Origin of the sequence: Paraburkholderia sp. (assembly GCF_028283785.1) — a bacterium.
In the GTDB taxonomy this organism is placed as follows: domain Bacteria; phylum Pseudomonadota; class Gammaproteobacteria; order Burkholderiales; family Burkholderiaceae; genus Paraburkholderia.
Window position 1 is genome coordinate 44,977 of sequence record NZ_JAPWKB010000019.1, and the last position, 13,984, is coordinate 58,960.

Below are 13,984 nucleotides of genomic sequence, written 5' to 3' on the forward strand. Positions count from 1 at the left end.
GATGAGCAGTATCGATCCGAAACAGTTCGGCAAGGTGGCAGTGCTACTCGGCGGCGTCAGCGCCGAGCGCGAGGTGTCGCTCAATTCCGGCCGTCTGGTGCTGCAAGGGCTGCGCGACGCGGGTATCGACGCGCATCCGTTCGATCCGTCCGAGCGTCCGCTCGGCGCGTTGAAAGAAGAAGGTTTCGACCGCGCGTTCATCGCGCTGCACGGCGGCTACGGCGAAAACGGCCAGATTCAGGGCGCGCTGGATTTTTACGGCATCAAGTACAACGGCAGCGGCGTGCTCGGCTCGGCGCTCGGGCTCGACAAATTCCGCACGAAACTCGTGTGGCAGCAACTCGGCATTCCGACGCCGCCGTTCGACACAGTGATGCGGGGCGACGACTACGCCGCGCGCGCTGTCGAGATCGTTGCGAAGCTCGGCTTGCCGTTGTTCGTGAAGCCCGCGAGCGAAGGATCGAGCGTCGCGGTCATCAAGGTGAAAACCGGTGACACGCTCGCGGCCGCGCTCGAAGAAGCGGCGAAGTTCGACACGATCGTGCTGGCGGAAAAGAGTATCGAAGGCGGCGGCGAATTTACCGCGTGCATCGCCGGCGACATGGATCTGCCGGTGATCCGCATCGTGCCGGCCGGCGAGTTTTACGACTATCACGCGAAGTACATCGCAGACGACACGCAGTACCTGATTCCGTGCGGTCTGACGCCGGACGAAGAAACGCGGCTGAAGAAGCTCGCGCGTCGTGCGTTCGACGTGCTCGGCTGCACCGATTGGGGCCGCGCGGATTTCATGCTCGACGCCGACGGCAACCCGTATTTCCTCGAAGTGAATACGGCGCCCGGCATGACCGATCATTCGTTGCCGCCGAAAGCGGCGCGCGCGGTCGGCATCAGTTATAGCGATCTGGTGGTCGGCGTGCTTGCGCTGACCTTGAAAGACTAACGGCAACCTCGAAGCTCCGTCATGTGGAACAACGTTCGCCAGCTCAATCTCGCCACCAACGCGTTGCACGCGTTGCTGGTGCTCGTGCTGGTGGCGGCGGGCGGTTACTGGCTGATCCAGCGGCCGAATTTCGCGTTGCGCGAAATCCGGATCGACGGCGACACGGATCACATCAACACGCCGACCGTGCGTGCGGGCGTGGTCGGACGGCTGAAGGGCAACTTCTTCACCGTCGATCTCGATGTCGCGCGTCAGGCGTTCGAGCAGATGCCGTGGGTGCGTCACGCCAGCGTGCGTCGCGTGTGGCCCAACGCGCTGGTTGTCACGCTCGACGAGTACAAACCGTTGGGAACGTGGGGCAGCAATCAGCTGGTGAGCGTGGACGGCGAACTGTTCACCGCGAATCAGGGCGAGCTCGACGACGATCTGCCGGCGTTCGACGGTCCCGACGGCACGGCGAAAGAAGTGGTCGCGCGGTATCGCGATTTCAGGAAGTGGTTCGCTCCGATCGGCGCGACACCGGACGAGGTGACGTTGTCGCCGCGTTATGCGTGGACGGTGAAGCTGTCGAACGGAATGCAGGTGGAGCTTGGGCGGGAACGCAATCAGGACACATTGATGGACCGTAGCCGCCGTTTGACGGCGGCGTGGTCGGCGGTGACGCAACGTTGGGGGAACGACATCGAGTATGCGGACTTGCGCTATCCGAACGGGTTTGCGATTCGCGCGGCAAACATGCGCTTCATCGCCGAACCCGACAAGGGCAAGAAGTAATGGGACATCACACGCAATGAGCACGCTATGAGTAAAGACTATAAAGATCTGCTGGTCGCTCTCGACATTGGGACGTCGAAGGTGGTGGCCATCGTCGCCGAACTGAAGGGCGAAGGTCACTACGAAGTGATCGGCCTCGGCCAGAGCGAATCGAAGGGGCTCAAAAAAGGCGTGGTGGTGAACATCGAGGCCACCGTGCAGTCTATTCAGCGCGCGCTCGAAGAAGCGGAACTGATGGCCGATTGCAAGATCACTAACGTATTCACCGGTATCGCCGGTAGCCATATCCGCAGCTTCAATTCGAGCGGGATGGTGGCGATCAAGGAAAAGGAAGTCACGCAGGCCGATGTGGCGCGTGTGATCGAGACGGCGAAGGCGATCAACATCCCGACCGATCAGCAGGTGCTGCACATCCTGACCCAGGAATTCATCATCGACGGGCAGGAAGACGTGCGCGAGCCGATCGGCATGAGCGGCATCCGTCTCGAAGTGAAGGTGCATATCGTGACGGGCGCGGTCAGCGCGGCGCAGAACATCGTCAAGTGCGTGCGCCGGTGCGGCCTCGAGGTGAACGACCTGATCCTGCAACCGCTGGCGTCGTCGCTGGCGGTGCTGACGGAAGACGAAAAAGAACTCGGCGTAGTGCTGGTGGATATCGGCGGCGGCACGACGGACATCGCGATTTTCAGCGAAGGCGCGATCCGTCATACGGCGGTGATTCCGATCGCCGGCGACCAGATCACCAGCGACATCGCGATGGCGCTGCGCACGCCGACGCCGGACGCGGAAGACATCAAGGTGGATTACGGCATCGCCAAACAGGCACTGGCCGATCCGGACGAAATGATCGAAGTACCGGGTCTCGGCGAGCGCGGTCCGCGCACGCTGTCGCGCCAGGCGCTGGCGGCGGTGGTCGAACCGCGCGTCGAAGAACTGTTCTCGCTGGTGCAGCAGGTGGTGCGCGAGTCGGGTTACGAAGAATTGCTCAGCTCCGGCGTCGTGCTGACCGGCGGCGCGTCGATGATGCTCGGCATGGTCGAACTCGGCGAAGACATTTTCCTGAAGCCGGTGCGAATCGGCGTGCCGGAATATGCGGGCGGTCTGGCCGATGTGGTGCGCAACCCGCGCTACTCGACTGCGATGGGCCTGCTGGTTGAAGGACGCTCGCAGCGCATGCGCGGGCGCAAGGTTGCCGTGCAGTCCGGGTCGATGGGGCAGGTTCTGACCCGGATGAAAGACTGGTTCCTCGGCAATTTCTGAGTTCCAGCTTTTGAGTTTGCGTCTGATGTTGTTCGAGTTTGTGTTTGAACGGTTATAAAAATTCGCGTCGGTGCCGGCGGCTGGCGCGCGACAGGAGGTTGCCCGATCTCCTGCCGAATAACGGCCGCGTGCACTACTTTTTTTCTTGACGGAGGCAACAATGGAATTCCAGATGCTGGAAACCGAAACCAACGGCACCATCATCAAGGTGGTTGGCGTCGGCGGCGCTGGCGGCAATGCTGTGCAGCACATGATCAACCGCGGCGTGCAAGGCGTCGACTTCATCGTAATGAACACGGATGCGCAGGCGCTGTCGCGCTCGCGCGCAACCGCTGTGATCCAGCTCGGCAATACCGGTCTCGGCGCGGGCGCCAAGCCGGAGATGGGCCAGGCGGCAGCGGAAGAAGCCCGTGAACGCATCGCGGACGCACTGCGCGGCGCACACATGGTGTTCATCACCGCAGGTATGGGCGGCGGCACCGGCACGGGCGCAGCCCCGGTCGTGGCGAAGATCGCCAAGGAAATGGGAATTCTGACCGTCGGTGTGGTCAGCAAGCCGTTCGAGTTCGAAGGCGGCAAGCGCATGCGCGTCGCTGAAGCCGGTTCGCAGCAACTGGAGGATCACGTCGACTCGCTGATCGTCGTTCTGAACGACAAGCTGTTCGAGGTGATGGGCGATGACGCCGAGATGGACAAATGCTTCCAGTGCGCCGATGACGTTCTGAACAACGCAGTCGCAGGCATCGCTGAAATCATCAACGTCGACGGTCTGGTCAACGTCGACTTCGAAGACGTCAAGACGGTGATGGGCGAGCAGGGCAAGGCGATGATGGGCACGGCGACGGTTGCCGGCGTCGATCGCGCGCGTCTGGCCGCCGAGCAGGCTGTCGCCAGCCCGCTGCTGGAAGGTGTGGATCTGTCGGGCGCACGTGGCGTGCTGGTCAACATCACGTCGAGCCGTTCGCTGCGTCTGTCGGAAACGCGTGAAGTCATGAACACCATCAAGAGCTACGCCGCGGAAGACGCGACGGTGATCTTCGGTGCCGTGTACGACGACGCGATGGGCGATGCACTACGCGTGACCGTCGTGGCGACGGGTCTCGGCCGTGCGGCGAAGAAGCAGCAAGCCGCGCCGATGACGCTGCTGCGCACCGGTACGGACAACCAGCCGGTCGGCACGATGCAGCACGCGTACGCGCCGCAGCAACACCACGCAAGCGCGGCGGATTACGGCGCGCTGGATACGCCGGCAGTGTGGCGCACGTCGCGCGACACGGCGGCTTCGCATGTGCAGGCGCTGCAGGAAAAGGGCGTCGACACGTACGATATTCCGGCGTTCCTGCGCAAGCAGGCCGACTGACACGCAGGCGGACTTGCGCTGCGGCACGCGATTTGCGCGCCGGCAGCGAAGCGCACGAGCGTGGCGGATCGAACCGAAGCGCTGCGTTTCGCGAGAAACGCGGCAAGGACAGCTGCCCTCTTCGTATTCGCGAAGCGGATCGGGCGACTGTTGCCGAAAATCGGGCCGTATGGCGCGATCCTGGCGGATAGCGACGGTTTTCTCTGCGCACGACGGCGTGCGGAAACGAACTGCATCGATGCAAAGGATCGAGCATGATTCAGGTGGGTGACACGCTGCCCGACGCGACGCTCTTCGAGTTCGTCGACGAGCAGCGCGCGGGTTGCACGATCGGGCCTAACAGCTTCGACGTGCGCGAGCAGACGGCGGGTAAGCGCGTGGTGATCTTCGGATTGCCCGGCGCCTTCACGCCGACCTGCTCAGCCAGACACGTTCCGGGTTATGTCGAAGCCGCCGACGCGTTGCACGCGGCCGGTATCGACGAAATCTGGTGCGTATCCGTCAACGACGCGTTCGTAATGGGCGCGTGGGGACGCGATCAGCACGCCTCGGGCAAGGTGCGCATGATGGCGGACGGCAGCGCAGCGTTCACCCGGGCACTCGGTCTCGAGCAGGATTTGTCCGCGCGCGGCATGGGAATCCGTTCCCAGCGGTACGCGATGGTGATCGACGACGGCGTGGTCAAGACGCTGCACATCGAGGCGCCAGGCAAATTCGAAGTGAGCGATGCTGCAAGTATCCTCGCGACGTTGAGCTAGTTTCGACCGCGGGCTCAGGCCGTCGGTGACTGTTTTGTTGCGCTGCAGCGACAGTCTCCACCGGGCTGAAAACGCCAACCTGACTGGCCCTTACGCGGGCCGATGACCGGAAACGCCTCCATTCCGGCCGTCGGCCCGTCACGCCTTGCGTTTTTTCACAGAAGCGTAATGCAGCGAAACAGATTGATACGTTCCGCGCCACGACGCGTTTGTGCGGATGGAGTATAATTCGCGCTATGGAATAAAAAATCCCAATAGGGATTTTCAATCGAAAGAAGACCACCATGTTGAAGCAGCGCACAATCAAACAGATCGTCAAGACGGTTGGTATCGGCTTGCACTCGGGTCGCAAGGTCGACCTGACGCTCCGTCCGGCTGGCCCGAACACCGGCATCGTGTTTTCGCGGGTGGATCTGGCCACGCCCGTCGATATTCCCGCGTCGGTGATGGCGATCGGCGATACGCGTCTTGCTTCCGTGTTGCAGAAAGACGGCGCGCGTGTGTCGACCATCGAGCATCTGATGTCCGCCTGCGCCGGTCTCGGCATCGATAATCTGTATGTCGATGTAACTGCCGAAGAAATTCCCATCATGGACGGCAGCGCGGCGTCTTTCGTGTTCCTGATTCAGTCGGCGGGCATCGAAGAACAGAACGCGGCAAAGAAATTCATCAAGGTCACGAAGCCGGTCGAAATCCGCGACGGCGATAAATTCGCGCGTCTCGAACCGTATTTCGGTTTCAAGCTGAAATTCACGATCGATTTCCGTCATCCGGCCGTCGATAAAACCGGTCAGGCGCTGGAAGTGGATCTCGGCACCACGTCGTACGTTCGCGAAATCGCACGTGCACGCACGTTCGGTTTTGCGCATGAAGTCGAGATGATGCGTGAGCTGGGTCTGGCGCGCGGCGGCAGCATGGACAACGCGATCGTGCTCGACGAATACCGCATCCTGAACAACGACGGCCTGCGTTACGACGACGAATTCGTGAAGCACAAGATGCTCGACGCAATCGGCGATCTTTACGTGGTCGGTCATCCGTTGCTGGCCGCGTATGACGCGTACAAGTCGGGTCACGGCCTGAACAACATGCTGCTGCGCGAGTTGCTGAAGCATGAAGACGCGTACGAAATCGTCACGTTCGAGGATAAGGAAAAAGCGCCGCGCGGTTTTGGTTACGAAGCGCAAACTGCCTTTGCGTGATCTGCGGCAACGAATTTGCAGTCAATGAAAAAACGGCCCGTACGGGCCGTTTTTTTTCGTCCTGCGTTGGCGCGAAGATAAGCCCCGCGCGCGGTGAAATCTCAGCGTTTTCGCAGATGACGCGCGGCCATTTTAGCGAGCGCTTCCCGCAGCGGCGACGGCGCCAGCGACTCGCTCAGCGCCTGCAACGCGCCCGCACCCGCTGCCGTCATCCGTGCCTGCTTGATGGGCGGCGGCTCTTTCACTGCTTGCGGGCGCACGCGAATGCGCAGCGACGTCACCGGCCAGCCGCGTTGCTGCAATTCGGACAGCAGACGCGGTTCAATTTGTCGCAGGCGTGCGGCCAGCGCGTTATGACCGGCGAACAGCGCCAGCACGCCGTCCTTGATAAAGCCCGGCTCGACACTGGTTGCCAGATAATCGGGGAGCAATTGCTTGAGATCGGCTTCGAGCGCGGCGATCTGCTCGACGCCCGCGCGCAGTGCCGCATACGCATCGGTGCGATTAAGCACTTCGGCGACGGGTTGCGGGCGACGCGTGTCGTACGACTTGTTGAACGGCCTCGATTGCCGGCTGTTCGACGACGACTGGGGCCCCGAACCGGACCTTGAAAACGACGAAAAGCGGCTCATGTGATGTGTTGTCGACGCGAGCGCGCAGGATGCCCGCTCACGAGCCGATTGTACCGCGTGCGTTGCGCCCGTCGCCGGCTTTGGCGGCGCGGGTTTGCGGCGAAAATCGCGACGCCGGATGCAGTACCGCCCAGTCTCGCCTCTGACACAGGCGCGGCCGGGGGCGCGTGCTAAAATCCCCGATTCGAATTCACTCTTGGACTAAGCCGCCGAGGCACTTCCGTCACCGGGCCTGCATGTGGAGTCTCGCATGCCGTGAACCAGCCGAAGCGCGCGACGCAGACACCGATCCGATGACCACCGGTTTTCTACAGAAGATTTTTGGCAGCCGTAACCAACGGCTAGTCAAGCAATATCAAAAGACCGTCATGGCGATCAATGCGCTCGAACCGCAGATCGAGCAATTGACGGATGACCAACTGCGCGCGAAAACGGGTGAATTCCGCCAGCGCGTCGCTAGCGGCGAAGCGCTCGACAAGCTGCTGCCGGAGGCCTTCGCGGTCTGCCGGGAGGCGAGCAAGCGCGTGCTGAAAATGCGTCACTTCGACGTGCAGCTGATTGGCGGGATGGTGCTGCATTACGGCAAGATCGCCGAAATGCGCACCGGCGAAGGCAAGACGCTCGTCGCCACGCTGCCGGTCTATCTGAATGCGTTGTCGGGTCGCGGCGTCCACGTCGTCACGGTCAACGACTACCTCGCACAGCGCGACGCCGAATGGATGGCGCGTCTGTACAACTTCCTCGGTCTGTCGGTCGGTATCAATCTCTCGCAGATGGATCACGGCATGAAGCAGGAAGCCTACGCGTCGGATATCACGTACGGCACCAACAACGAATTCGGCTTCGACTACCTGCGCGACAACATGGTCTATGAGACCGACGCACGGGTGCAACGCTCGCTGAATTTCGCGGTCGTCGACGAAGTCGACTCGATCCTGATCGACGAAGCGCGTACGCCGCTGATCATCTCCGGCCAGGCCGAAGATCACACCGAACTCTACGTGCGCATGAACGCGCTGCCGCCGCTGCTCGAACGCCAGATCGGCGAAGAGAAAGCGGACGGCACCGGCGTCGAAAAGCCGGGCGACTACACGCTGGACGAAAAGGCCGTCAGGTTTTCCTGACGGAATCGGGCCACGAAAAGGCCGAGCGTCTGCTCGCCGAGTGGGGCCTGATCGGTGAAGGCGAAAGCCTGTACGCGCCGCAAAACATCACGCTGATGCACCACGTGTACGCCGCGCTGCGCGGACACACGCTGTTCTACAAAGACCAGCACTACGTCGTCCAGAACGGCGAAGTGGTGATTGTCGACGAATTCACCGGCCGTCTGATGTCCGGTCGTCGCTGGTCGGACGGGCTGCATCAGGCCGTCGAAGCGAAGGAACACGTGAAGATCCAGAGCGAGAATCAGACGCTCGCTTCGATCACGTTCCAGAACTACTTCCGGATGTACGCGAAGCTGTCCGGCATGACCGGCACGGCGGACACCGAAGCATACGAATTCAACGAAATCTACGGCCTCGAAACGGTCGTGATTCCGACCAACCGTGTGCCGAAGCGGATCGACAAGCAGGACCAGATCTACAAGACCGCGAAAGAGCGTTACGACGCGGTCATTCGCGATATCCACGACTGCTACGAGCGTGGTCAGCCGGTTCTGGTGGGCACCACGTCCATCGAAAACTCGGAATTGCTGTCGCATCTGCTGAAGCAGGCCGGTTTGCCGCACGAAGTGCTCAACGCGAAGCAGCACGCGCGTGAAGCGGAAATCGTCGCGGAAGCGGGCCGTCCGAAGCGCGTGACGATCGCCACCAACATGGCCGGTCGCGGTACCGACATCGTGCTCGGCGGCAATGCGGAAAAGCAGGCTGCGTTTATCGATGCGGACGAGCTGATCCCCGCCGACGAAAAACAACGCCGTATCCAGAAGCTGCACGACGAATGGCAAACGCTGCACGATCAGGTGAAGGCCGCGGGCGGCCTGCACATCATCGGCACGGAACGCCACGAATCGCGCCGGATCGACAACCAGTTGCGCGGCCGTGCGGGCCGTCAGGGCGATCCGGGCTCGTCGCGTTTCTATCTGTCGCTGGAAGATCCGCTGCTGCGCATTTTTGCCGGCGATCGCGTTCGCGCCATCATGGATCGTCTGAAGATGCCGGAGGGCGAGGCGATCGAAGCGGGCATCGTCACGCGTTCGATCGAATCGGCGCAGCGCAAGGTCGAAGCGCGTAACTTCGACGTTCGCAAGCAATTGCTCGAATACGACGACGTGTCGAACGATCAGCGCAAGGTGATCTACCAGCAGCGCAACGAATTGCTCGAAGCGAACGACATCACGGAAACCATCGGCGCGATGCGTCATGGCGTGATCGCCGACATCGTGCATCAGTTCGTCGCGGCGGGCAGCATCGAAGAACAGTGGGACGTGCCTGAACTCGAAGAAGCGCTGCGCAACGACTGGCAGCTCGACCTCGCCATCCAGGAAATGATCAACGAGTCGAACTCGATCAGCTCGGACGAAATCCTCGAAGCCGTCACGGCCGCCGGGGACGAAGCGTACGAGTCGAAGGTCGAGCAGGTGGGTCGCGAATCGTTCAGCGGTTTCGAGCGCTCCATCATGCTTCAGACGCTCGACCGTAGCTGGCGCGAACACCTCGCCGCGCTCGATCACCTGCGCCAGGGTATCCATCTGCGCGGCTATGCGCAGAAAAACCCGAAGCAGGAATACAAGCGCGAAGCGTTCGAACTGTTCGCAGCCATGCTCGACGCGGTGAAGCTCGAAGTCACGCGCATCGTGATGAACGTGCAGATCCAGTCACCGGAGCAGCTCGAACAGGCTGCCGAAGAGTACGAAGAGCAAGGCAGCCATCTGGAAAACGTCGAATTCCGCCATGCCGAATTCGCCGAGGCCGCAGCCGCCGCCGCTGCACCGGTTGCGGCGGAAGCCGCGACGGCCGCACTGGTTGGCGACGCGATGAACCATGCGCCGTCGGCAGCGGCGGTGCAATTCGCCGGCGATGCCGTGCCGAAGGTCGGCCGCAACGATCCGTGCCCGTGCGGCAGCGGCAAGAAGTACAAGCAGTGCCACGGCAAGATCGCGTAATGGCGAAGGCGGCGCGCGTGAAGCGCGCCGCGTCGTTTTACCGGTCGCTTTGCCGCTAGATTTCGCGGTGGCCCGATGCTCGTCGGCGTCACCTCTTCTGACCACCAATGCCGGCGCTCGCCGGCATTTTCAACTTCGACAGGTCGCACTCATGGCTGTCAATTTCCCCTCGATCGATCCCGCTCAACTCCATCCCGTCGCCGGCGTCACGCTCGGCTGGGCCGAGGCGAACATTCGCAAACCGAACCGCAAGGACCTGCTGGTCATTTCCGTCGAAGAAGGCGCGACGGTGGCCGGCGTGTTCACGTCGAACCGGTTCTGCGCAGCGCCCGTCACGGTGTGCCGCGAGCACCTGGAGCAGGTGAAGCACGGCGGCAAGGGCATTCGCGCGCTGGTCATCAACACGGGGAACGCGAACGCGGGCACCGGCGCATCGGGCCTCGCGCACACGCGTGAAACCTGCGACGAACTCGCGCGTCTCGCCGACATCACGCCGCAACAGGTGCTGCCGTTTTCGACGGGCGTGATTCTGGAACCGTTGCCGGTCGATCGTCTGAAGGCCGGTCTGCCTGCCGCGCTCGCGAACCGCAAGGAAGCCGCGTGGTTCGACGCCGCGCAAGCCATCATGACCACCGACACGTTGCCGAAGGCGACCTCGCGTCAGGTGACGATCGACGGCCATACGGTGACGATGACGGGCATCAGCAAGGGCGCCGGCATGATCAAGCCGAACATGGCGACGATGCTCGGTTTCCTCGCGTTCGACGCGGCGGTGTCGCAGCCGGTGCTCGACGCGCTGGTCAAGCACGTGGCCGACCGCTCGTTCAACTGCATCACGATCGACGGCGACACGTCCACCAACGATTCCTTCATCCTGATCGCGTCGGGCAAGTCGAGCCTGCCGGCGGTGACGTCCACGGATTCCGCCGCCTATGCCGCCTTGCGCGATGCCGTTACCGACGTCGCGCAGACGCTCGCGCAATTGATCGTGCGCGACGGCGAAGGCGCGACCAAGTTCATGACGGTGGCCGTCGAAGGCGGTGCGAACGTCGCCGAATGCCGCCAGATTGCCTATGCAATCGGCCATTCGCCGCTGGTCAAGACCGCGTTCTACGCATCGGACCCGAACCTCGGCCGGATTCTCGCCGCGATCGGCTACGCGGGCGTGACCGATCTCGACGTCGGCAAGATCGATCTGTATCTCGACGACGTGCTGGTGGCCACCAAGGGCGGCCGCAACCCCGACTATCGCGAAGAAGACGGCCAGCGCGTGATGAAGAAAGCCGAGATCGGCATTCGGGTGGTGCTCGGGCGCGGCGACGCGCAGGCGACCATCTGGACCTGCGACCTGTCGCACGATTACGTCAGCATCAACGCCGATTACCGCTCCTGATTCGTCACTCTTTCTTAAGCTTTTGAGCTCATGGACAAACTCGAACAGTTTCTGACGCGCGCCGAAGCACTGCTCGGCCGTCTCGAAGGCATGCTTCCGCCCGCCACGCCGGACGTCGACTGGTCGTCGGCCGTCGCATTCCGCTGGCGCACGCGTCAGGGCCGCGGTTTTCTGCAACCGGTCGCGGCCATTTCCGATATTTCGCTCGACGATCTGCAAAACATCGACCGCCAGAAGGGTCTGATCGAGCAGAACACGAAGCAGTTCGTGAACCGCCAGCCCGCGAACAACGTGCTGCTAACGGGCGCGCGTGGCACCGGCAAGTCGTCGCTGATCAAGGCCTGCCTGAACGCGTATTCGAAAGACGGCTTGCGTCTGATCGAAGTGGACAAAGACGACCTTCACGATCTCGGCGATATCGTCGATCTGATCTCGCAGCGTCCGGAGCGGTTTGTCGTGTTTTGCGACGACCTGTCGTTCGAGGACGGCGAGTCGGGCTACAAGGCGCTCAAAGTGGCGCTCGACGGCTCGGTGGCCGCGCAATCCGACAACGTGGTGATCTACGCGACGTCGAATCGCCGCCATTTGCTGCCGGAGTACATGAGCGACAACGAGACCTACAAGCACACGTCGGACGGTGAGATTCATCCGGGCGAAGTCGTCGAAGAAAAGATCTCGCTGTCGGAACGGTTCGGCCTCTGGGTCAGCTTCTATCCGTTCAAGCAGGACGATTACCTGACGATCGTCGGCCACTGGCTGAAGCACTTCGGTTGCGACGACGCCGACGTCGAAGCCGCGCGCGGCGATGCGCTGGTGTGGGCGCTGGAGCGCGGTTCGCGTTCCGGCCGCGTTGCGTGGCAATTCGCCCGCGACCGCTCGGGCCGCAAGGCACAGGCATGACCGACGCTGTCGATGTAGCGGGCAACCCCGCCGTCAACACGACGGGCCGTCCGGTGACGGAAGTGGCCGTGGGCGTGATGGTCCAGCCCGAAGGCCGCTACCTGCTGGCGCAGCGTCCGGCTGGCAAACCGTATGAGGGTTATTGGGAATTTCCGGGCGGAAAACTGGAACCCGGCGAAACCGTCGAGGCGGCGCTCGCGCGGGAACTGCACGAGGAATTAGGCATCGACGTGGTCACCAGTGAGCGGTGGCGTGTTCTCGAACACGACTATCCGCATGCGTATGTGCGCCTGTATTTCTGCAAGGTGACGCGCTGGAACGGTGAGCCGCACGGTCGCGAAGGTCAGGCGTTCGCGTGGCAGTCGCTGCCGGCGGACGTCGCGCCGTTGCTGCCCGCGACCATCCCCGTGCTGGAGTGGCTCGCGGAGAAATAAGCGCGAGCAGTTTGCACGAAGCAGATTCAACGAAAAACGCCGTGACGCGCAGAAGCACGCCACGGCGTTGTCACATTCGGCGTCGTTTTCGCGAACGACGCGATTGCGGTTAATGCGGGTTGTAATCGCCGCTCGGCGATTCGTCGGACGGCGCCTCTTCATCGGTGCCGCCGATCTTGTACTTTTCGGCGGCCCAGGCGCCGAGATCGATCTGTTTGCAGCGATCGGAACAGAACGGACGGAAGCGGCTCTCGGGTGTCCAGCGGACATCCTTGCCGCAAGTCGGGCATTTGACGACAGAAGGCATACGGGTCAGGCAGTTATCGGAAACGGAACGAGTTTCGAATGTATGGGCGGTTTGCGCATTTTCACGCATTTCTGCGCCGCCTGCTTTTGAACCGGCGCCGGCGCGATATCGGTCCCGCTTATCTCGCCCGGCTACAGGCTGCAGAGCGTCAGCTGGAACGGCACATCCACATCGACCGCACGCGGGCGCAGATCGCCGTCCTGCACCGTGAATCGTACCCACAGCATGTACTTGTTCGCGCTCGCCTCCGGGATCACGCGCAACTCCGGCGATACGCGCACCTGCATCAACTGATACGAGCGACCCGACAGCATCTGCTGATAGCTGCCTTGCATTGCCATGACCTTCGACGCCTGACCGGATTCGCGTGCGAGCCGCAATACGATGGTCGCGGCATCGCGCAACGGCAACAGCGGGGTGACCCACTTCGCGATGTCCTGACGACGCTGATCCGGATGCAGTTGCTGCCATGCGTAATACGAGGGCAGATCGAACTTGCAGGTGCCGCCGGGAATGATCGCGCGACTGCGGATGCTGGCGAGCCATTCGTTATCGGTCAGATGCTGGCCCGTCTTGCCTTGCATCTGCGTAAGCCCTGCGAGCGTCTGCTCGATTTCACCGAGGACCGCTTCGAGCGCATTCTGCTCGATGCCCGGGTTGCCGCGAAACGGCGCGAGCGTTTGGCGCTGGCGCTCAAGCTCCTTCATCAGATCCGACTTCAGATCTGCGCGACCGGCGACTTCAGAGATTTCAAACAGCGTCGTCAGCGCGACGTGATGTTCCCTGGCGTCTTCCTGAGTGAGAAAGAACGTGAAGCGCTCGAACAGATCTTCGAGGCGCAGCAGCGTCCGGATTCGCTCGTTGAACGGATACTCGTAAAGAATCAAGCGGGCTCGCCTCGGGCGTGGTCGGTGA

12 protein-coding genes and 1 pseudogene are annotated in these 13,984 nt (G+C 62.2%); 10 read left to right on the plus strand and 3 right to left on the minus strand.

The window, feature by feature from the left end; genetic code table 11:
- The first annotated feature begins 1 nt into the window (after position 1).
- From PW947_RS22510 to lpxC, 6 genes are all read left to right on the plus strand, one after another.
- Positions 2–943, plus strand: coding sequence for a D-alanine--D-alanine ligase (locus PW947_RS22510; protein ID WP_299634627.1), 942 nt, complete (start codon positions 2–4; stop codon positions 941–943).
- Between the two features lie 21 nt (positions 944–964).
- Positions 965–1,717, plus strand: a complete 753-nt coding sequence (locus PW947_RS22515; RefSeq protein WP_299634628.1) for a cell division protein FtsQ/DivIB — start codon at positions 965–967, stop codon at positions 1,715–1,717.
- A 27-nt stretch (positions 1,718–1,744) separates the two neighbouring features.
- Positions 1,745–2,977 (plus strand): cell division protein FtsA, encoded by a 1,233-nt coding sequence (gene ftsA / locus PW947_RS22520; RefSeq protein ID WP_299634629.1) that lies wholly within the window; start codon positions 1,745–1,747, stop codon positions 2,975–2,977.
- 160 nt (positions 2,978–3,137) lie between these two features.
- A complete protein-coding gene (gene ftsZ, locus PW947_RS22525; RefSeq protein ID WP_299634630.1) occupies positions 3,138–4,337 on the plus strand; it encodes a cell division protein FtsZ in 1,200 nt (399 codons plus the stop codon).
- 254 nt (positions 4,338–4,591) lie between these two features.
- On the plus strand, positions 4,592–5,095 hold the full coding sequence (locus PW947_RS22530; RefSeq protein ID WP_299634631.1) for a peroxiredoxin: 504 nt from the start codon (positions 4,592–4,594) through the stop codon (positions 5,093–5,095).
- 284 nt (positions 5,096–5,379) lie between these two features.
- Positions 5,380–6,297: a UDP-3-O-acyl-N-acetylglucosamine deacetylase gene (lpxC, locus tag PW947_RS22535; protein ID WP_299634632.1), complete on the plus strand. Its 918-nt coding sequence runs from the start codon at positions 5,380–5,382 to the stop codon at positions 6,295–6,297.
- A 101-nt stretch (positions 6,298–6,398) separates the two neighbouring features.
- Here the strand turns inward: lpxC and PW947_RS22540 are convergent, their stop codons facing one another.
- A complete protein-coding gene (locus tag PW947_RS22540) occupies positions 6,399–6,929 on the minus strand; it encodes a DciA family protein (protein WP_299634633.1) in 531 nt (176 codons plus the stop codon).
- Positions 6,930–7,222: 293 nt separating this feature from the next.
- On the opposite strand from PW947_RS22540, the pseudogene secA reads away from it, so the two are divergent.
- From secA to PW947_RS22560, 4 genes and pseudogenes are all read left to right on the plus strand, one after another.
- Positions 7,223–10,035 (plus strand): annotated as a pseudogene (gene secA / locus PW947_RS22545) (preprotein translocase subunit SecA).
- A gap of 151 nt (positions 10,036–10,186) precedes the next feature.
- The gene (argJ, locus tag PW947_RS22550; protein WP_299634634.1) at positions 10,187–11,428 is read left to right on the plus strand and encodes a bifunctional glutamate N-acetyltransferase/amino-acid acetyltransferase ArgJ; all 1,242 of its coding nucleotides are present in this window, start codon (positions 10,187–10,189) and stop codon (positions 11,426–11,428) included.
- Positions 11,429–11,458: 30 nt separating this feature from the next.
- On the plus strand, positions 11,459–12,328 hold the full coding sequence (locus PW947_RS22555; RefSeq protein WP_299634635.1) for an ATP-binding protein: 870 nt from the start codon (positions 11,459–11,461) through the stop codon (positions 12,326–12,328).
- Positions 12,325–12,762: an NUDIX domain-containing protein gene (locus PW947_RS22560; protein WP_299634636.1), complete on the plus strand. Its 438-nt coding sequence runs from the start codon at positions 12,325–12,327 to the stop codon at positions 12,760–12,762. The genes PW947_RS22555 and PW947_RS22560 overlap by 4 nt, the downstream gene beginning before the upstream one ends.
- A gap of 109 nt (positions 12,763–12,871) precedes the next feature.
- Here the strand turns inward: PW947_RS22560 and yacG are convergent, their stop codons facing one another.
- Positions 12,872–13,069: a DNA gyrase inhibitor YacG gene (yacG, locus tag PW947_RS22565; RefSeq protein WP_299635963.1), complete on the minus strand. Its 198-nt coding sequence runs from the start codon at positions 13,067–13,069 to the stop codon at positions 12,872–12,874.
- A 131-nt stretch (positions 13,070–13,200) separates the two neighbouring features.
- The gene (gene zapD, locus PW947_RS22570; protein WP_299634637.1) at positions 13,201–13,956 is read right to left on the minus strand and encodes a cell division protein ZapD; all 756 of its coding nucleotides are present in this window, start codon (positions 13,954–13,956) and stop codon (positions 13,201–13,203) included.
- Positions 13,957–13,984 lie beyond the last annotated feature (28 nt).